We start from the raw sequence: 18,993 nt of genomic DNA, 5'->3' as shown, positions 1-18,993 counted from the left end.
CTAAAATATAATTAAAAATACCCTTGTTAAAAACTAAAAATTTTAGTATCTTTGAATATACATTATGCCAGTCGGCATTTTAATCATATATGGCAAAAAAGAAACATCCTTTTACAACAGCCAGCGAGCTGGACGATATGATCGACCAATACTTTAATGATATCGAAGGAAAAAGCACATCTGAAGAGGAGAAAATAAATTCTGCTTCCGGGCAAAAAAACATCAAAAGCAAACCGCAGCAGATCACCATTACCGGCCTCGCATTACACCTGGGGTTTAGCAGCCGGCAGGCATTTGAAGATTATGAAGCCAAAGGCAAGTTTGCCGACAATCTTAAACGTGCCAGGCTGCGTGTAATGGCTGATTATGAAAAAAAATTGCACGTCACCTCATCAACAGGTGCCATATTCGCACTAAAAAGCATGGGCTGGAATGAGCGTACAGAAAAGCCAACTGATGTGCCGGCAAATACCGTTCTTAAAGTCGAGATCATCCAAACGGGCCCGCCGCTGGCCGCGTCAGAACAGGATGTTGCTTTATAATCTATTTAGTATAATAATAATCCAACTCATCCTTGTAGATGGTAGTGATATTATTAATTGTTTCTGAATAAATATATTCGGTGTGCAAGGTGAGTTTCGACGAGGTTAAAGTGTTTATCTGCGAGGAATCGGAAATCATCACCACCGTAGGTAACGGGTTATCGCCGGCAAAAAAAAGAGGGATCAAGCCATCGTAAAAACCCAGCAATACCAAGTATGATGGTGAAAGTATCAAACTACTATTTGCAACGCTATACGTACCGAAAGTAGAATCGCGCTCACCAGCGCCAGACGACCCAGAGCCTACATCATTGTAACCCCTAAAACTAACATTGATAAATTTACCGTTCTTCTCAAATTGAACATTACTGTTGATGTCAGCTGTAGTTATAATAGTCGTGTCGCTTCTCCTTACATCGTTAACATACTGCACGGTTTTCTGTTGCTGCAAATTCCATTTGCCCACGATCAGAGCAGCATCGGAAGAAATAGAATTACTGTCGCCTTTCTGGCATGCCGTTAATACGGATACCAGCATACATATCATAAACAAATAGGATAGCTTATTCATCAGATTCAGGTATTGATAAAATCCAGTCAAAACTAAAAAAAAACCATAAAAAAACTATTTAAAACATGGCCGTCGAACATCAAGCCTCTGTCCTCTTTACAAAAAATTATCAGGCAACTGCCCATATCGTCATCAACCAGGGTGGCACAAGCTCTGGTAAAACTTTTGCCATTATGCAGGTGCTGTTTTGTATTGCTTGCGAAAATGTAAACTTGGTAATCACCGTCGTTGGTCAGGATATTCCCAATTTGAAAGCAGGTGCGCTGCGTGATGCTTTAAAAATCTATTCAGACTCTGCACAGGTAGCATCCTGTATAAGATCTTACAACCGGTCTGAACGTATTTTTGAATTTAACAATGGCTCTGTGCTCGAATTTAAAAGCTATGACGATGCACAGGATGCAAAATCGGGCAAGCGTGATTATCTGTTTTTAAATGAAGCCAATGGCATCGACTGGAATATATACACCGAACTGGCCCTGCGTACCCGCACCCGGATCAGCACTGCCAGTATTGTTGCCTCGGTTATGACGTCTTACTTCCAGTTAAAGAGTGATATACATGATATCCGCATTAACCAGGAAACGCAGAACAGGGTCTATGACATCCGTCTCAAAATCGTCGAGAGCCAGGTGGGCCTTTTACAGCAACAAGTGGACGAACTGCGGACAGAAAGAACCGGCACAAAACACATAAAACCCTATTTAACAAATCACAAATTCACTAACTCACTAATTCACTAATTCATTAATTCACTAATTAAAAAAATGAGCTTACAAACTTTCTTAACAAAGATCTGGAACCAGGTAAAAGAACTATTTAATGGCATACCGGCTGAACTCAAAACCGCCATTCACATAGGGGTATTAATAACTGAAAATTTAAAAAATTTTGTCGACTCGCCTGCGGCAGATGTATTAACTGCCATAATACCCGGCGACATTGACGACGAGATCAAAACCCTGCTGCGCGCCAAATTGCCTGCCATATTAACCGAACTAAAACTGGCTGATAGCTGCAGCGGTCTCGCAGATCCTGCGGCAATCACTGCATGTGCCGTAAAAGTACTGCAAGATCTTGATGGCGACATTAAGAGCGCCTTCCTACATAATTTATCGATACTCGTTTCTCAGGTTGCTGCCGACGGCAAATTAACGTGGAGCGACGGGGTGTATATCCTTGAATGGTATTATCAGCATGAATTTAAAACGGCTGCGTAATTTTTAGATCTGAGAAGTGAGATATGAGATTTGAGACAATTCACTTCTTAGAATAAAACCTGAGAAACTGTCTGAAATTCATTTTCAAATAATCTTATAAAATTAAAAACACCATCTGCACGTCATCGCGAGCCACTTTTATCAGTGGTGTAGCAATCCGCTGCTTACAAAGTGTATAACAATCCGAACTGCCTAACGGCTCTGTAAGCAGGGGACTGTTTCGTTATCGCAGCAAGGACGCTCTTCTATCATTTTTAGACGCTTCTGAGAGAATCTCACTACTCAAATCTAATATCTCATATCTATTAAAGAGAAGTGCCCAGGAGCAGATTCGAACTGCCACATCCTTGCGAATGCCACCCCCTCAAAGTGGTGCGTCTACCAATTTCGCCACCTGGGCATAAAAAAGAGATATGAGATATTAGATTTGAGAAGTGAGACAAAATAAATATCTCATATCTAAAATCTCACATCTCACATCTAAAGATGGTGTGCCCGAAGAGAGACTCGAACTCTCAAGAGACAATTCTCAACGGCTTCTGAGACCGCAACGTTTACCAATTTCGCCATCCGGGCTTTTTTGAAGTCGGAAGTCGGAAGTTCGAAGTCGGAAGTTTGAACATTAAAATTCAAATAATACGACTAATAATCCGGCAGCCACTGACAACAAGGGTGCAAATATAAACGTTTAGCGCATATTGCTGAAAATAAATATTAAAATCTGCCACTTGGTAAAAAAGGTCTTAAAGATTAACTTCGGTCCAACCAATTTTAAGACGATGAATTATAAGCAGACGATGATCTTACTCTTTTTAACGATCATCACATTTACTGCATCTGCACAACAAGCTGATGCCATATTAGGTTCGTGGGCCAATCCAAGCGGCGAGGATCATATCCTGATCTACAAAAGAGGAGACAAATTTTTCGGCAAGCTCGACTGGATAAAATTTCCCAACGATGAGCAGGGCAAACCTAAAACAGACAAAAAGAATCCGGATGCGGCATTAAGATCGCGACCTGAGCTAGGGCTGGAATTATTAAAAGATTTTACTTTTGATGGTGAAAAGGTTTACACTGATGGTACCATTTACGATCCTAAAAGCGGCAAAACTTATAGTTGCAAAATGACCATTGATGGCAATCAGCTTAAAATTCGCGGATACGTTGGTATCTCATTATTTGGACGTTCTGAAACCTGGACACGCGTAAAATGAAACAAAAAATAACTTTATTATTCCTATTAGCTCTTTTTACTGCGCGATCAATGGCACAGCATATAGAGGTTTTGCAACAGGACAAACAAACCAGTATACGCGGATTGTCTGTTGTCGACGATAATGTAGCCTGGGTAAGTAGCAGCAAAGGAACCATAGCAATAACAAAAGATGGCGGTAAAACGTGGAATTGGCAGCAAGTAAAGGGTTTTGAAAAAGCAGATTTCAGGGATATTGAGGCTTTCTCGGCTAAGGAAGCCATCATCATGAGTTCAGGAACGCCTGCTCTTATATTGAAAACTACGGATGGCGGCCAAAACTGGAAGGTAAAATACAAAAACACAGATACTGCCTATTTTTTTGATGCGATGGATTTTTCTGACAGGCTGAATGGCTATGTATTAGGAGACCCAATAGACAGCAAATTTGTGTTGATGGCTACGAAAGACGGCGGGGAAACCTGGAATACATTCAGGAAATGTCCGAATGCGATAAGGGATGAAGCTGCCTTTGCCGCCAGTGGCACTTGTTTGAGGGTTGATAGAAGCAAAATCAATATAGTAACCGGTGGTAGCCGAAGCCGGTTGCTCGAATATTCAGCCGGCAACAACTTATGGGACTATTCGTCATTGCCTATTGTATCGGGTAAATCGAGCCAGGGTGCATTTTCTTTTGCATGGTCGGCAAACGGCTCATCAAGAGTCTTTATTGGTGGTGATTATGCTAATGATAAAAAGACCGACTCGGTTGCTTCCTATCTTACTGGTCGTTCTAATTTGATCAAATCCGCAAGTCAGGGGCCTGCCGGCTTTCAGTCATGCGTGGAGTATATTTCAGGCGAAACTTTCCTCTCAACCGGTACTCCCGGAAGCAATTTAACAACCGATGGAGGTAAAACTTGGACCAAAATCGACGATACAAGCTACAATGTTTGTCGTAAGGCCAGGCATGGAAAACTGGTTCTATTAGCTGGAAACGATGGAAAAATAGGCATTTTTAAGATGTAGTTTACTGGTTATTAAGCGCTTATTTTATACCTGAAAATTTATTTAAAATAGGTTTGCAACCAATATCAATAAATTCTATATTTGCACCACTTTAATCAGAACGGTTAAATGATTCCGTAGCTCAGCCGGTAGAGCATAACACTTTTAATGTTGGGGTCCTGGGTTCGAGTCCCAGCGGGATCACAGAATGGTCACCAAACCATCTCAAAAGAACTAAAGCCACTTGAAAAAGTGGCTTTTTTCGTTTAAAACCCATTTTCCATAACTCAATACAGATCAATGTAACGCAAACGAATGAATCAGGGCCCTCCGGGAAAGCTTGTCGACGGACGTGCCTTTAATACCGGATGATAAAAAAAGATCTTTCGCAAAATTTAACAGAAATTCATATTTATTTGCTGTAGTCATCGCAGTTTACCATTACTTCTAATACTCTCATTGATCCATTTTACCAGTTACATATTTATAGGATGATAGCTTTATCCTGTAATTGTTTTTCGCATCCACCAGTTGGCTTTGTGTTTGCTGCAGATCTGCCTGCGCATTAAGGAGATCAGTAAGGTTATTTAAACCCGACTTGTAATTGTCCCTGCTTACTTTCAGATTTTCAGAAGCCGAAAGCAAATTTTCCTCCAGAATGCTATACTGTTGATAGGCTTCCGTAAGGTCATACCAACTTCTAAGCATACGGACCCGAAGCAGGTTTTCTCCATTGGACAGGTTATTAGAGGCAATGTCCTCCGCTATTTTCCGCTGCTTTAAGATGTGTTTACCTGTACCCCACCACCCTGAAATCGGGATAGTAACTACACCCAGGGCGACCGGAATAAAAGTACTGCCTATGCCTTTGTCGATTACACCGAATACCGCACCACTTAAGCCTAGGGCTGCCGTTGGCAGGTAGTCAGCCCTTTTCAACTTAGTTTGCAGTTGTTCAGCAGAGACGCCATTCTGTAAAAGTTTATAATCATCAGTACCGGATAAAACAGTTTCCGGTTTTATATACAGTGCCGACGGATTCGTAACCTGGTTTACGGAATCTGTCAAAATAATCCCAGGATCATAGGTTATGCCTATAAACTGGCAGAAATCCAGCAGGACCACCTGCTTCATGTTCGTAATTTTTGATCTTTCCAGCACCAGGGCATTAATTTTTACTGTGACTTTTAGCAGTTCATTTCTCGCGATCAATCCCGATTTTAAAAAGTTCTGCATTTCCTTGTAAAGTGTGTCCAGGTACTTTTGATTTGAAAGTACCGTCTTGTACTGTTCTCCCAAATCAATTAATTGCAGATATTTCTGTTCTGTGATGAGGCTTACTGAATCTTTGATCTGTTTTAATCTGGTCTGACTGACCTGCATCTCTAATTTCGCCAATTGATTGCTCGTGTTGATTTTACCTCCGGCATATAATGTTTGCTGGGCCATTATACTACCCAGGTAAAAATTATTAATGCCCTGTGGAAATATACCTGAGGCTCCGGGTACCAAATCTTTTGGGCCTCCTAAAATCAAGCCATTCATATCTAACTTGGGGTAATAGGCTGCATGCGCAGCCTCTTTACCTTCGTTGGCATAACCGGTCTGAAGACCACCATTTTTGATACTTATGTTTTTGCTGAAAGCAATGTCCTTACTCTGTTGTAAGGATAATTTTTGCTGGGCGTCTGCTTTCGCCAAGGCAAATGCCAGAATCATCATTATGAGGAAATTACGCATAATTTAAGCTTTAATAATTTCTGTTTCTATTTGCTTTACTTCATCCTCTTTACGGAAAAGGATCCAGTACATTACCGGCATGGCAAACAGGGTGAGCGCCATAGAGAACAATAAGCCAAAACAGATCACAGTACCCAACGGGCCCCATAACGATGATTTACTTAATATCATCGGAATAACGCCGACAGCAGCTGCAGAAGAAGTAAGGAAGATAGGCCGCATCCTGCGCTCACCGGAATGTATGGCAGCCTGCATCACGCTCATTCCCTCCTGGCGGCGCATCTCTCCGGCAAAGTCAATCAGGATAATGCCATTCCTCACCACTATCCCGCATAGGCTCAGTAACCCGATAAATGCGGTAAAACCAAATGGATAGCCGGTTACGAACAGGCCGAACCCGGCGCCGAATAAACTAAGGGGCATGGTAACTATGCTTAATGCGGCATACTTTAATCCTTTGAAGTGAAACAATAGGATGAAGAAGATCAAAATCACGCTGACAAATAAGGACATTCCCATTGGCCCCATGTTCTTGATCATCTCCGCCCGTTCACCGCCATAGGCTATGGTAACACCAGGAGGAAGCGCCAGTGCATTTATCTGCTTTTCCATCCTTTCGAGCACATCCTCCGGGATGACATCGATCTGCGTATCCATTCTGACCGTAATTGTTCTTACGCCATTACGGTGAGTAACCTGGCCTTCTGTCCATCCCTGGCTCAAATCAGCAATCTGCCTGATCGGTACTATTGAATGGGTTAATGGAGAAGCAATATATTGGTCTCTTATGTCCGAGATTTTATTTCGCTGATCGGCAGCTGTTTTTACATCAACATCAATGTCGTAGTCACCCTCCCACACCTTTGTGGCGGTAATTCCCTGGAAATTCATAGCCAGTGCATCGGACAGGTCCTTCCTGGTAAAGCCTAGTCTCCCGGCCTCATCACGCTTGATCTTCAACTGGTAACCCTGGTTCATTTCCTCGTAGTCGGTTCTTATCCACATCACATCCTTCACTCCACTGGCGATTGCCTCCACTTTGGCACTAACCAATTTCAGGTCCGCGATGCTGTCCCCACTTATTCTGACTTCAATGGGTGCCAGCACATTGATCATATTGAGCTGCTTCATCCTGATATAAGCATTTGGAATGGAATTGCTGAAATTATGTTGGTATTCGGTAAGAATTTCCTGTGTGCCGTCCTCGTCAACCGTGTTAACCAGGATCTGTGCATAATTTGGCGATGGAAGATTTGGTGCATAAACGGTATGAAACCTGGGTGAACTGGAACCTATAAAACTGGTATAGCTGATTACCCGTTTATCACCAGCCAGTTTCTTTTCTACTTGTTTGACTACAGTAGCTGTGCTTTTCAGATTGTTCCCGGTAGGGAGATAAACTTCTATTGCAAATTGATTGCGTTCCACTTTTGGGAAAAGCTGCTGGGAGGCGCTTCCGATAAGTATTGCGCCGATAATTACTGCAATAAATGAAATCGCCAGCGTTATACGATCATGTTTAAAAGCCTCCTCGAGGCGGTTATTATAAAAATTCTGGAGTCTGTCCAGTAATGACTTCTTCTTTTCTTTGGTTTCTTTTTTTTCTCCGGGTTTTAACAGCCCGCTTTTAATCAGTACAGTGTTAAAGTAAGGCACCAGTAACATCGAAATGATGAGGGACAAGGTAAGCGCGATAATGACAGTTACCGGAAAAATGCTGATAAAGTCTTTGGGCGTACCTGAAAGGAAGATCATTAAAGGGGCGAAAGTGGCGGAAATAGCCAAGGTGGCTGTAAAAACGGAAGGAAAAAGTTCCTTTGCGCTGCTGACAGCAGCATCCCATACTGAATAGCCGTGATCCAGCTTTTCCACATGGTTATCGATGACCACGATCGGGTCATCCACAACAATTCCCAAAACAATGATAAGCGCGGCCAGAGTTACGGTATCCAGTTCAATGCCCAGCATATACATCACACCCAAAGTCGATAAAATGGTTAGCGGGATCGTTGCACCTGCCACACCAGCTATTCTTAATGGCAGCAGTAACAGAGTAACGATGATCACTGCAACAAGGGAAATGCCGAACTCCCGCATGAAATGCGTGATGGATTCATCTACTACAGCCGGCTGATTGGCAACCTTGGTTAATTTTATATCAGCGGGAAGATGCTGTCTTATTTTATCCAAATGCTCATCCAGGGTTTTACCAAACTGAACGATATTCTTCCCGGTCTGCATTTCCATCGAAATAACCAAACACTTCGTGCCATTAGTAGTTACATAACTGTCTGGATCTTGATATTCACGTTTGATTTGCGCGATATCCTTCAGCCGTATCACGTTGCCTTTTTGGTCTGACCGGATGATTAGTTTTGCAAGGTCGCTTTCGGTGTTGTAATACTCATCCACATAGATCGGCCGGTCAATCGTATTTCCCTTAACTTTCCCTAATACTCCGATAGTACCCTGATATTTGATCGCCTGCATAACCGCAGCTGCATTTAATCCATATAATGCCAATTTGTTATTATCAACATATACACCTATCTGCTCTTTAAAATCCCCGGAATAACTGATTTTGGAAAGTACCGGAATCTTCCTGATTTGATCCTGAATTGATTTGACATAAATTTCCAGTTCTTTATAAGACCGGTCTTTTGATTGCACGGCCAGTACGACCGCTGAAGTATTTCCAAAGTCGCTATTTACGACTATACCCAATACGCCTTCAGGCAATTGGTGCTGAAGGAGTAATGTGCCATGTTTTATTTTGTTCCAGAAGTCTTCAGTTTCCAGCTTTCCAACGTTTTCGTTTATTTCGACATAGATATACATCATACCATCTTTGGAATAGGAATACGTCCGGCTTTTATCAACTTCTTTGAAACCGAAAAGGTATTCTTCTACCTTTTTAGTCAGTTGCTGCTCTACTTCCTTTGAATTTGCTCCGGGATAATAACCAATGATCAGACCTTGCCTTACGGTAAACTCAGGAAATTCATTTCTTGCCATGTTAAACAGGGCATAGAGGCCTGCGATGATCAGCAGTACAGCAAAACATAGCGCGATCACCTTGTTCTTAAGGCCAACCTCTATAAATGATTCCTTTTCCATTAGATTAACCTCTTATCTATTGAATAATTTTAATTGGTGTACCAGAAGTTATTTTTTGATATCCTGCTATAATGACCTGGTCACCTGCCGAAAGCCCATTGGTAATTGTTACGCGGTCATCCAGGATCGGGCCGCAATTCACTAACCGGCGAACCGATTTGGAGCTGCTTTTATCGACCGTATAAATAAAGTTTTGGTTTTGCTCATTAACCTGTAAAGCCGACAGCGGGATACTTAATTTGGCACTATCGGTCCCCTTTGTTTTTCCATTTTCCGGGAAATAAACATTAGCGATCATTCCTGGTTTGAGCTGCCTGTCCCTGTTGTTAACCGTTACTTTAACATTGTAATTATGGGAAGCGTCCTCGGCAATCACTGCTATTTCGTCAACTTTGCCTTCAAATTTCTTGTCGCCCAACGCTGCGATCCTGACGATGGCTGGCTGCCCTTTTTTCAGGTTGTTAATCTCCAGTTCAGGAACGGGGACAATAACATCAACCTGTTCTATTTTGACCAGCTTAAATATGCTGCTGCCCGGTGATGCCAGATCGCCTGCTTCAGCAGTTTTTTCTCCGATATAGCCATCGGAGGGTGCAAATAACTTAGTATGTACAATATTTTGATAGGCTGCGCGCGCGGTTGAGGTTGTCTGGTCAAGGTTCGATTTTGCCTCGACAAGTTTTATCTCCGCGATGCTGCCTTTTTTATAGACATCATTGATACGGTTGTAATTGTCCTGGGCCAGTTTTTGCCGGGCAAGCTCCGTATTATATTGTTCGGTAAAGGTGGTAGCATCCAGTGTTGCCAGGAGCTGTCCTTTTTTCACCCACTGTCCTTTATCGGCATTCATAGCGGTAATATTACCCGATACCTGAAAAGTCAGAGAAATCTCCTTATTTTCCTTAACAGTGGCGCTGTAACTGATCTGCTGTCCGGCATCGCCATTGTAGCTCATAGTCATTACCTTGACATTTACGGGTTCGATAGCAACCTTTTGTTCCCCCTTGCTACCGCAACCCAGCAAAAAAAGGAATGCTATTGGCAGGGCATAATTTTTAAACCTCATGATATTTGGTGTTGATTTCATAGTAAATAATTTTCATTGAGTTTCAGTGCTCCGATCTTAAGCTGACAGATCTAAATTTCTCACAGCAAGGCAAGCCATGTGCCATTACCTTAAATTACAGTTAGTCAGTTTATTAAATCAATTATTTGACTTTTGCGCCTTGTGATATATCGCCATTAGGCAATCTGAAAGTGATATAGAGCAACTATTTATCAGGATTTTTTAAACCGGAATTTTTGGGATGCTCTTTTCTAAAGGAAAGGGTTCAGCATCCACATATTAATTGATTAAGATCATTCTTTTATCTGTAGTCTTTATCAACTACAGCTGTTTTATCATTCAATGTCATACGGGCGATTTCGTCTTTCCGCATAAATTTCACCCCCGGCTTTTGGGTAACGTAGGCCAGGAATTCATCCAGCACTTTTACCTGTGCAGGTGTTCCGCTTATGCGGTCATGCGTACTAACCGACATCAGGCGTTTGCGGGTTGCGCCTTCTTCATATAGTTGATCAAATTCCAGCTTTAGCTGTTCACCGAACTGTGTTGATGAAAAATACCTGCCTTCGATCAGTTGAATATCGTTGCATCGTAAGGTATAGGGCACGACAGCGAAGTTTTTACCGTTGACCGGTATCAAAAAGGCTCATCACGGCTTAGGTCGTCAATGTGATAGATAAATCCCAGCTCCTGTAGAATGGGGATCGTATTCTTGCTCCTGCGCAGCCAGTTACAGTTATAGCCTACTGTTGTCTTCCCGGTTATTTCCCGGATGATATCTATGCTGTCCTTTATAAACTTTTTTTCGGTTTCATAGCTCATAGTATACTGTGGCGTCCAGTTTAAACCGTGTCCGGATATTTCGTGGCCGCGCGCTGCAATTTCTTTGGCTAACCCGGGATTATGCCTGGCAGCCTCCCCGATTACATGGCTGGTCACCTTAATGCCGTATTTATCCCATAAGTTCAATAGCCGGGGGATACCCTCTTTATAGCCGTATTGAAACCAGGTCTTGGCGGGCATATCTGTGTACCCTTTTTCAAGGTTAGGCGGAAAAGGGCTATCGAAACCTGTTTCAGGTTCTCCGCCGGCTTCAAACTGCATTGAAACGGAAATCACCAGGCGGGTACCCTGTTCCCGGGCCGGTTGATTTCCTGGAAGGCTATCAGATTTGTCTTGCGAAAATACCCGGTCAGGGATAAGCAGGGAACCTGCCCCCAATAGTGCGGTGCTCTTAATAAAATCTTTTCTTGATTGCATCTGAAGAATGAATTAAATGGTGAAAATTTTGCAGGAATCGCCCGATAGTCATTTCCTGTTGTCATTGACTAGTGCAAAGTTGGAATATGCCGGGCCCGCCAACACTGGAGAAAAAATGGAATAACTTGTAAATATTATTGCAATAAACACCTTTAAGAATCGCCCGGATTAGTTAACCTTTCCATATCATAGCTGAATTCTGGCGATTGTGAAAATATTTTTTGATCGATCTTCGGCTTAATTAATGTCGAAGTGTTTTTTAATATTCTCTTTTTAAAACCAGGTTTCTTTTGGGCCGGGTCCTCCTTTGGTAGAGGGACGCCCGCCCGCCTTTTTTCGCGCTTCACCCGCTGGTTCGGTAGATCAGACCCTGTACGGATAATGCTGAGGGAGCAAATTGCCATGATGACGTGGGTTACCAGATAAACAACATACATTTTAAACAGGATTAATAGGAATTACTATACGATCATTGAGATCGACTCACACAAAATTCTATGCCTTTGGTCATAGCATTAATGCGCATAAGGGTAATTGCCAAAGAAATGCCAATTGTTAAGATATTGAATATGAGTTACTTGATTGGACTATTGGTAAATAACAGATATTCATATATCGCCGATAGGCCAGGTGATGGCGATATAAGAAGGCATTTTGCGAAACAAATGTGATCGGATCGCATAGGGCTAAAGTGGCCAAGCGGCCTCTCCCGTTAACAAGAAGTTTCAAGTTGATGTCCGTTCTTAAAAATGATTGGTGACGTGCTTCCTTTGAATGCCCAGGCGTTTGATCTTGGAGTTGAGCGTACTGGAAGGCACCCCCAGGATTTCTGCGGCCCCCCCTTCACCGGATATACGGCCACCGCAGTATTTCAATATTTCTAAAATATGATCCCTTTCGTTATCGTCAATAGTTTTCAAATTTAACATGCCCACGGATGGATTTGCGGCAGCAGCTTGTTTAGGGGGCGGAAGATGTATCTGCTTTATCATATCGCCGGAAGTCAGCAATATGCTCCTTTCAATCAGGTGTTCCAACTCCCGGATATTGCCCGGCCAGTCATATTGAACAAGTTCCTGCATGGCCCGGCTACTTAGGGTCTCAATTTTTCTGCCCGTTTTTTTTGCATAATGGAGGATAAAATGGGAAGCTAATAAAGGGATGTCTGCTCTGCGCTCACGGAGCGGGGGAAGATCGATGGGAAAGATATTTAAACGATAGTATAGATCGCTCCTGAATCGCCCTTCGGCCATTTCTTTGGACAAGTCGCGGTTTGTAGCGGCGATGATCCGCACATCTACTTTAATGGTACTTTTGCCGCCTACCCTTTCTATTTCCTTTTCCTGTAATGCCCTCAGTATTTTTACCTGTAACTCGGGCGGCATTTCTCCTATTTCATCCAGGAACAGTGTTCCGTTGTTAGCCAGCTCAAATTTGCCCAGCCTGCGTTCGATAGCACCGGTAAAGCTGCCACGTTCATGTCCAAACAGTTCACTTTCAATCAGGTTAGCCGGCAATGCGGCGCAGTTGACCTTAACCATCAACTTGTTTTTCCTCGGCGAGTTATTATGTATAGCACGGGCAATCAGTTCCTTGCCTGTTCCGGTTTCGCCAAGTATCAAAACCGCACTTTCAGACGGCGCTACCTGCGCTACCAGCCTGAAGATTTTTTGCATACAAGGGCTGTCTCCCACAATTTCAGAGTTGTTATGAGAAGTTTCAATTTCTTCTTTGAGGTAGATCTTTTCTTCTTCCAATTGCTGCTTGTAACGGTCAATCTCGCTTAACTGCCTTTCAATCCGGTCATTTGCTATCGCGTTCGCCAGGGCTATAGCCATTTGCGCCGTTATGCCTTTCAAAAGGTGATCGTTCGTATGCCCAGGCTGTATCCAGAGGATGCCAATATCTTCGCTGGCCACCCGCAGCCGAAGTCCCAAAATTTTCTCAGCACCAGCGGACTTCCAAAATGAGGCACTTGGAAAAGAGAGTTTGCCTTGCTGCAGGACGTCAGCGATATCGAATATCACCGGTTCGTCCGATTGTAGAACCACCCCGGTCATTGATCCCGCGATAGGCATCCTGGTTCCGGTTATAATTTGAAACCCTTTATCGGCAGGTGTATCCGCTTCCAATTCGTGCAGGAAGTAGCTGTAAGTTTCATGATCATCGTTTTTGATCGTTATAATATATTCCTTTATCAGGAAAAGGTTTTTCAGGTATCTTTTGATCACCAATCCGAGCCCTTTTTTATCTCTTACGGTAGCGATATCATTGCTGAAAGACAGGAACAAGGTTTTTTCCTGCTCTCTTATTGAAGCGTCCTCATTGATGATGATGTTGGAAACGCTGGCAGATATCTGGTTTGACAATCTTAATAAGTCTTTAAGCTGAACATTGATGCTCTTTAACAATCTCTCCATGTCTTTAGTGGAATCAAGCTCAGTACTGTAAGATAAAAGAAACTTCCTATTGCTTTCCATCAGCTGATTTTTGTGGACGTTAAAACATTTTTTAATTTTTTTTACTCTTTTTTATTCACAAAATAAAAAGACCGAAGGCATTTAATAATAGCGGCTTCAATCGCTATGCCATGTATTAATATGCTTATTATCAAATTATTAGCGTGATTTATTAGTGCATACAATTGGGATATTTCCAAATATTTGGAAATGTCACAGGCGGGTCGTTGAAAGGCAAATCAAAGCGGGCCTGATTGTTAGGAGACAGGGCGTCTTATCTGTTCCTGAGAAATATTTAATGCGAATAAAAATTATCAATTTTGATATACAATTACGCCAATTGCAAAAAAAACGGGAATGGCTTGGTTCAAAAACTTAGAGATTATGAACAGGTTTGTGGCTTTTATCATATTTCTTTTTTTGGCTGTATCTGTCCGGGGGCAGGATATTTCGCGGCATGAAGCAGATTCATTACTCAAGTCATTGAACAAGGCAAATGCGGACACAGCCCTGATTAATTCATTATTGGAATTGTCCATTTTTGAAATTCATAAACCCGGTGAATTAAAAACAGACCTCGACAGCGCAGCTGCATTTTTAAATCAGGCTAAGCAAATCAACGTTCAGGTAAAATCAGCAGAGGCTTATGGATATATCACTTTGGTTGAATCATATATTCATAGAGAAAAAGGCCAGGGAACGCAGGCAAAGACATTGGTTGAAAAGGCTATACAGATTCTCAGTAATACGACAGATAAATTTCGATTGGGCCAGGCTTATAGAGAACTATCTGACTATTATGATTACCAGGACCCTGCTCAATTGCCCAGAAAGATACAGCTGGTGGAACAGGCCGCCAATAGCTTTAAAGAGTCCGGCCACGTCGAGCAAGTGGCTAATAGTCTCAGAACGCTTGGCGAACTTTATAGCAATGCTGCTGATTCCGGAAACCCTGGCAACTATTATAACACTTTGGCCATAGCTTTAGAAAAACTTAAACTTTCTTTAGCGCTTTATAAGTCAATTCATTATACGAAGCTTCAAGGGATATATGTATCACTGGGACAGGTTTATTTCAGCCAGACAGATTATCAGCAATCGCTGAATTACGAGCTGATGGCATTAAAAACCGCTGAGAGTGTTCACGACACAACCATGCAGCTATGTCAAATCAACAATCATATCGGAATAACACTTTTCCATCTGGAAGATTATGAAAAAGCAATAGATTATTTTAAAAATGCGATCGAAACAGCGAAAAGATATAAGGACAATGAAACTATTTATACGTTAGCGATCAATATTGTTGATTCATACGTAAAGATCAAAAAACCATTGGATGCAAAAGTATTTCTGGAAAACATTTCAAAAAATTATGCTAAGCCAAAAGACGATATCCAACTTAATAGCAGAATTGCCGGCAGTTACTTAACTGTTTATATGCTTCTTAAACAATACCAACTTGCGAAAACTTATTCCGATCAGCTGTTAAGTATGCTCAATAACAATAAAATAGGACAAATAGATATAAGCGTTATTTATGTATTACTGATAAAATATTATATTTTCTCAAATCAATATTCATTGGCGCGTATCTATTTAACTAAGAATGATTCTTTAGCCCTAAAATCAGGAGACCCCGTAAGAATAGGAAACAATAATTATTGGTGGTTCGTGCTGGATACGTCCCAGCATCATTATCAATCCGCAATTGCTCACTTGTTAGGGTACCACCAAATAAAGGACTCTGTATATACAGTAGCCAAAAGCCGCCAGGTTCAGCAATTGCAGATTCAGTTTGAAACGCAGAAAAAGGAAAGCCAGATCAGTTTATTAAATCAAACTACAAAGTTGGATCATGCTAGTCTTCAACGGGCTAACCTCGTGAAGAACATTACCATCGGAGGTATCATATTGGCATTAATCATTGCAGGACTATTTTACAGGCAATACAGGCAAAAACAAAAAGCAAACCTGGCAATCACTCAAAAAAATGAGCTGATCACTCAAAAAAATGAGCTGATCACCCAAAAGAATGAAATGCTGCAGCATTTATTGACAGAGAAAGAATGGCTATTAAAGGAAGTACATCACCGGGTAAAAAATAATTTACATACCGTAATTTGCCTGTTGGAGTCGCAGGCGATCTACCTGGAAAATGATGCTTTAAGAGCGATAGAGAACAGCCAGCACCGGATTTATGCGATGTCATTGATCCATCAAAAATTATATCAGTCGGAGGATTTAAAAACAATAGATATGAAAGTATATCTGCATGAATTTATCCGGTACCTGGCTGATAGTTTTGGCTCAATAGATCTTATTCATTTTCAGTTGGATATTGAACCATTAAAGCTCGGAGTATCACAAGCAATACCATTGGGGCTGATCATTAATGAAGCAGTCACCAATTCTATCAAGTACGCATTCCCGGAAAATAGGATGGGGTTAATCTCCGTTCAGCTGCATCAGTCTGAAGCACAAATTAAGCTGATCGTTTCCGATAACGGCATCGGAATACATACCGGGATCGGGAAAAATGAAGTTAACTCATTAGGGATTGATTTGATGAAAGGGCTAAGCAAGGATATAAATGGCAAAATTTTCTTTGATATCAAAAATGGAACCAAAATCACGGTTATATTTAATGCTGATTCGTTAAGTGATGAGCGCCTGCTGGCTTCTTTTGCAGAAAGGAATAAGTACTCGTGAAAATCAAAATACTAATTGTTGAAGATGTATATATAGAGGCAAATAACCTGCGACTAATACTTACGAAGGCAGGTTACTTAATCTGCCCGATTGCCCGGTCGGTCCCGGAAGCATTAAAAATCATTAAAAGACAAAACCCAGATCTTGTATTGCTGGATATCCATTTGGAAGGAAATTTAACCGGAATTGACCTTGCCAAAACATTAAATGATAAAAACATTGCTTTCGTTTTTCTCTCGGCAAACTCAAACAGGCAAATACTTGATGCAGCCAAAGCTACTAAGCCCTATGGGTTCCTTGTAAAGCCGTTCCGCGAAAAAGACGTGCTGGTGATGCTTGATGTTGCCTGGTATCTTCACCAGGAAAGGCAGGAATCAGTTAAAAATAAACAAAATGATCTGTCACCCTATCTAACTCCCGGTAATGATTTTCAGGGCATAATCGGACAGAGCAAAAGCATTTTTGAGGTTTTGAATAATGTAAGGATAGTAGCACCTTCAGATACATCTGTATTGATATTGGGAGAAAGTGGCACCGGAAAGGAGCTTATTGCCAAAGCAATCCACAGGCTTTCTTCCCGTAAAACAAAACCAATGATCGTGGTCAATTGCGCGGCACTTCCGGCTAACCTGATTGAATCCGAATTGTTTGGGCATGAAAAAGGTTCCTTTACCGGTGCAATGGATAAAAGGATCGGAAAATTTGAACAGGCTGACGGGGGAACAATTTTTTTGGATGAAATAGGTGAATTACCATCGGATCTACAGGTAAAGTTCCTCCGGGTATTACAGGAAAAAGAAATCGATCCAATCGGCGGAAAAAAAAGACAAATTGATGTCCGCGTAATTGCTGCTACCAACCGTAATTTAGAAGAAGAGATGGCTGGAGGTCGCTTCCGTATGGACCTTTATTACCGTTTGAATATTTTTCCAATTTCAATGCCTCCTCTGCGCGACCGTAAGGAAGACATCCTACCATTAGCTAACCACTTTCTAAACTTCTATGCCAAGAAGGAAAATAAAACAATAACCGGGCTGTCAGACCAGGTGGTTAAGGGTATGTTAGACTATTCCTGGCCGGGAAACATACGGGAATTAGAAAATTTAATGGGAAGGAGTGTATTGCTTGCAAATGGGCCGGTGATAAATTTCCTGCAATTACCAACAATTCAAAAGAAAGAAAGCCCCGAAGGACCAATTAAAACAATGGATGAAAATGAACGCGACCATATTCTATCGGTACTTGAAAAATGTGAATGGAAAGTATTTGGCGATAAGGGGGCCGCAGAAATACTAAAAATGAATGCCTGGACGCTAAATTCCAGGATGAAAAAACTCGGGATCGAGAAAAAAATTATTTCCAAAAACCCCGATGATTAAATTCTTCGCTTAATGCTCCAACAAAAGCTTAATTATTCAGCAAGGCCCTTTTACAAAGCGATTGCGCAATACCATCATCCTATCGTAAAATAGCGAAATAAAGACATCGCAGAAATCGATAATTAACATTAACTATCTTATTATTAGTTAATTGAATACTTGGCATAGTATTTAACTACTTCTATCGGGAGTAAAATCCGAGCCTGAATCTCACCCGGCTCTTTTCGCTTACATGACTTCCGCTTATTTACTATTAATTGCCAAAATTATATGAATCCAAAAGGTATTACTATCAGATCCTGTGAATGCTCTGTAAAAGAAATCATGAACAGGTTGGTTGTATTTTTACAACAAAATGGTGCAACAATCTATGTCAGGATTAACCAGCAAATGGAGTTGAATCAAGCAGGTCTGGATTTAGGCCCACTTGAATTTTTAATGTTCAGTAATCCTAAATCAAATGGCGCTGTGATGATTGAAAACCCAGTTACTGCGCTTGATCTTCCTTCAAAAATAATCGCCTGGGAAGATCAGGAAAAAAAGAGATGGATTGCTTATAACGATGCCGCTTATCTCAAAGAAAGGTATAGTTTGCCTAATGATATAACGTCATCATTGGAACTGCATGATCTGATTTCTAAAGCGTTAGACAAAACTTCTTAAGGCCGTCCAATATCCGCCTGGCAATTTAAACAATTTCGAATTTGGATGTGAATAAGCTTCG

The 18,993-nt window shown here is 41.5% G+C and carries 16 protein-coding genes and 3 tRNA genes; 9 read left to right on the top strand and 10 right to left on the bottom strand.

The window, feature by feature from the left end:
- Nucleotides 1-89: 89 nt before the first annotated feature.
- Nucleotides 90-542 carry a terminase small subunit gene (locus tag ACPPVU_RS08490; protein WP_426671259.1) on the top strand — a complete coding sequence of 151 codons (453 nt, stop codon included), beginning with the start codon at nt 90-92 and terminating at the stop codon, nt 540-542.
- A gap of 1 nt (nt 543) precedes the next feature.
- On the opposite strand, the gene ACPPVU_RS08485 is transcribed toward ACPPVU_RS08490, so the two are convergent.
- Nucleotides 544-1,113, bottom strand: a complete 570-nt coding sequence (locus ACPPVU_RS08485; RefSeq protein ID WP_426671258.1) for a hypothetical protein — start codon at nt 1,111-1,113, stop codon at nt 544-546.
- A gap of 65 nt (nt 1,114-1,178) precedes the next feature.
- On the opposite strand from ACPPVU_RS08485, the gene ACPPVU_RS08480 reads away from it, so the two are divergent.
- Nucleotides 1,179-1,856 (top strand): terminase large subunit domain-containing protein, encoded by a 678-nt coding sequence (locus ACPPVU_RS08480; RefSeq protein WP_426671257.1) that lies wholly within the window; start codon nt 1,179-1,181, stop codon nt 1,854-1,856.
- A gap of 24 nt (nt 1,857-1,880) precedes the next feature.
- Nucleotides 1,881-2,333, top strand: coding sequence for a hypothetical protein (locus ACPPVU_RS08475; protein ID WP_426671256.1), 453 nt, complete (start codon nt 1,881-1,883; stop codon nt 2,331-2,333).
- 316 nt (nt 2,334-2,649) lie between these two features.
- On the opposite strand, the gene ACPPVU_RS08470 is transcribed toward ACPPVU_RS08475, so the two are convergent.
- Both ACPPVU_RS08470 and ACPPVU_RS08465 read right to left on the bottom strand, forming a co-directional pair.
- A tRNA-Leu gene (locus tag ACPPVU_RS08470) sits at nt 2,650-2,733 on the bottom strand.
- Nucleotides 2,734-2,825: 92 nt separating this feature from the next.
- Nucleotides 2,826-2,909, bottom strand: a tRNA-Leu gene (locus ACPPVU_RS08465).
- Between the two features lie 203 nt (nt 2,910-3,112).
- Here ACPPVU_RS08465 and ACPPVU_RS08460 point away from each other — a divergent pair.
- From ACPPVU_RS08460 to ACPPVU_RS08450, 3 genes are all read left to right on the top strand, one after another.
- The gene (locus ACPPVU_RS08460) at nt 3,113-3,550 is read left to right on the top strand and encodes a DUF2147 domain-containing protein (protein WP_426671255.1); all 438 of its coding nucleotides are present in this window, start codon (nt 3,113-3,115) and stop codon (nt 3,548-3,550) included.
- Between the two features lie 50 nt (nt 3,551-3,600).
- On the top strand, nt 3,601-4,557 hold the full coding sequence (locus ACPPVU_RS08455) for a WD40/YVTN/BNR-like repeat-containing protein (protein WP_426671254.1): 957 nt from the start codon (nt 3,601-3,603) through the stop codon (nt 4,555-4,557).
- Nucleotides 4,558-4,667: 110 nt separating this feature from the next.
- Nucleotides 4,668-4,740 (top strand) — tRNA-Lys (locus ACPPVU_RS08450).
- Nucleotides 4,741-4,992: 252 nt separating this feature from the next.
- Here ACPPVU_RS08450 and ACPPVU_RS08445 read toward each other — a convergent pair.
- From ACPPVU_RS08445 to ACPPVU_RS08415, 7 genes are all read right to left on the bottom strand, one after another.
- Nucleotides 4,993-6,276 carry a TolC family protein gene (locus ACPPVU_RS08445; protein WP_426671253.1) on the bottom strand — a complete coding sequence of 428 codons (1,284 nt, stop codon included), beginning with the start codon at nt 6,274-6,276 and terminating at the stop codon, nt 4,993-4,995.
- Between the two features lie 3 nt (nt 6,277-6,279).
- Nucleotides 6,280-9,393, bottom strand: coding sequence for an efflux RND transporter permease subunit (locus ACPPVU_RS08440; protein WP_426671252.1), 3,114 nt, complete (start codon nt 9,391-9,393; stop codon nt 6,280-6,282).
- Nucleotides 9,394-9,409: 16 nt separating this feature from the next.
- Nucleotides 9,410-10,459, bottom strand: coding sequence for an efflux RND transporter periplasmic adaptor subunit (locus ACPPVU_RS08435; protein ID WP_426671251.1), 1,050 nt, complete (start codon nt 10,457-10,459; stop codon nt 9,410-9,412).
- Nucleotides 10,460-10,760: 301 nt separating this feature from the next.
- A complete protein-coding gene (locus ACPPVU_RS08430) occupies nt 10,761-11,066 on the bottom strand; it encodes a hypothetical protein (protein ID WP_426671250.1) in 306 nt (101 codons plus the stop codon).
- Between the two features lie 29 nt (nt 11,067-11,095).
- Complete coding sequence (locus ACPPVU_RS08425; protein ID WP_426671249.1) at nt 11,096-11,719, bottom strand: polysaccharide deacetylase family protein; 624 nt, start codon at nt 11,717-11,719, stop codon at nt 11,096-11,098.
- Between the two features lie 152 nt (nt 11,720-11,871).
- Nucleotides 11,872-12,156: a hypothetical protein gene (locus ACPPVU_RS08420; RefSeq protein ID WP_426671248.1), complete on the bottom strand. Its 285-nt coding sequence runs from the start codon at nt 12,154-12,156 to the stop codon at nt 11,872-11,874.
- A 306-nt stretch (nt 12,157-12,462) separates the two neighbouring features.
- Nucleotides 12,463-14,199, bottom strand: coding sequence for a sigma-54 interaction domain-containing protein (locus ACPPVU_RS08415; RefSeq protein WP_426671247.1), 1,737 nt, complete (start codon nt 14,197-14,199; stop codon nt 12,463-12,465).
- 363 nt (nt 14,200-14,562) lie between these two features.
- On the opposite strand from ACPPVU_RS08415, the gene ACPPVU_RS08410 reads away from it, so the two are divergent.
- From ACPPVU_RS08410 to ACPPVU_RS08400, 3 genes are all read left to right on the top strand, one after another.
- Entirely contained in the window at nt 14,563-16,890 is a 2,328-nt protein-coding gene (locus tag ACPPVU_RS08410; RefSeq protein ID WP_426671246.1) for a histidine kinase dimerization/phosphoacceptor domain -containing protein, read from the top strand.
- Nucleotides 16,887-18,269 carry a sigma-54-dependent transcriptional regulator gene (locus ACPPVU_RS08405; protein WP_426671245.1) on the top strand — a complete coding sequence of 461 codons (1,383 nt, stop codon included), beginning with the start codon at nt 16,887-16,889 and terminating at the stop codon, nt 18,267-18,269. Before ACPPVU_RS08410 ends, ACPPVU_RS08405 begins: the two co-directional genes overlap by 4 nt.
- A 270-nt stretch (nt 18,270-18,539) precedes the next feature.
- Complete coding sequence (locus ACPPVU_RS08400; protein ID WP_426671244.1) at nt 18,540-18,932, top strand: DUF302 domain-containing protein; 393 nt, start codon at nt 18,540-18,542, stop codon at nt 18,930-18,932.
- Nucleotides 18,933-18,993: the final 61 nt, after the last annotated feature.

This window comes from Mucilaginibacter sp. McL0603, assembly GCF_049992945.1.
Taxonomy (GTDB): Bacteria; Bacteroidota; Bacteroidia; order Sphingobacteriales; family Sphingobacteriaceae; genus Mucilaginibacter.
Note: the sequence above shows the minus strand (reverse complement) of the source record. Positions and strands in the feature narration are given on the sequence as shown.

Excerpts from the sequence above, each read along its gene's own strand:
- ACPPVU_RS08480 (WP_426671257.1), top strand. The coding sequence starts at position 1,179 with ATGGCCGTCGAACATCAAGCCTCTGTCCTCTTTACAAAAAATTATCAG.
- ACPPVU_RS08420 (WP_426671248.1), bottom strand. The coding sequence starts at position 12,156 with ATGTATGTTGTTTATCTGGTAACCCACGTCATCATGGCAATTTGCTCC.
- ACPPVU_RS08425 (WP_426671249.1), bottom strand. The coding sequence starts at position 11,719 with ATGCAATCAAGAAAAGATTTTATTAAGAGCACCGCACTATTGGGGGCA.
- ACPPVU_RS08440 (WP_426671252.1), bottom strand. The coding sequence starts at position 9,393 with ATGGAAAAGGAATCATTTATAGAGGTTGGCCTTAAGAACAAGGTGATC.
- ACPPVU_RS08455 (WP_426671254.1), top strand. The coding sequence starts at position 3,601 with ATGGCACAGCATATAGAGGTTTTGCAACAGGACAAACAAACCAGTATA.
- ACPPVU_RS08400 (WP_426671244.1), top strand. The coding sequence starts at position 18,540 with ATGAATCCAAAAGGTATTACTATCAGATCCTGTGAATGCTCTGTAAAA.
- ACPPVU_RS08445 (WP_426671253.1), bottom strand. The coding sequence starts at position 6,276 with ATGCGTAATTTCCTCATAATGATGATTCTGGCATTTGCCTTGGCGAAA.
- ACPPVU_RS08435 (WP_426671251.1), bottom strand. The coding sequence starts at position 10,459 with ATGAGGTTTAAAAATTATGCCCTGCCAATAGCATTCCTTTTTTTGCTG.
- ACPPVU_RS08490 (WP_426671259.1), top strand. The coding sequence starts at position 90 with ATGGCAAAAAAGAAACATCCTTTTACAACAGCCAGCGAGCTGGACGAT.
- ACPPVU_RS08410 (WP_426671246.1), top strand. The coding sequence starts at position 14,563 with ATGAACAGGTTTGTGGCTTTTATCATATTTCTTTTTTTGGCTGTATCT.
- ACPPVU_RS08485 (WP_426671258.1), bottom strand. The coding sequence starts at position 1,113 with ATGAATAAGCTATCCTATTTGTTTATGATATGTATGCTGGTATCCGTA.
- ACPPVU_RS08460 (WP_426671255.1), top strand. The coding sequence starts at position 3,113 with ATGAATTATAAGCAGACGATGATCTTACTCTTTTTAACGATCATCACA.
- ACPPVU_RS08415 (WP_426671247.1), bottom strand. The coding sequence starts at position 14,199 with ATGGAAAGCAATAGGAAGTTTCTTTTATCTTACAGTACTGAGCTTGAT.
- ACPPVU_RS08475 (WP_426671256.1), top strand. The coding sequence starts at position 1,881 with ATGAGCTTACAAACTTTCTTAACAAAGATCTGGAACCAGGTAAAAGAA.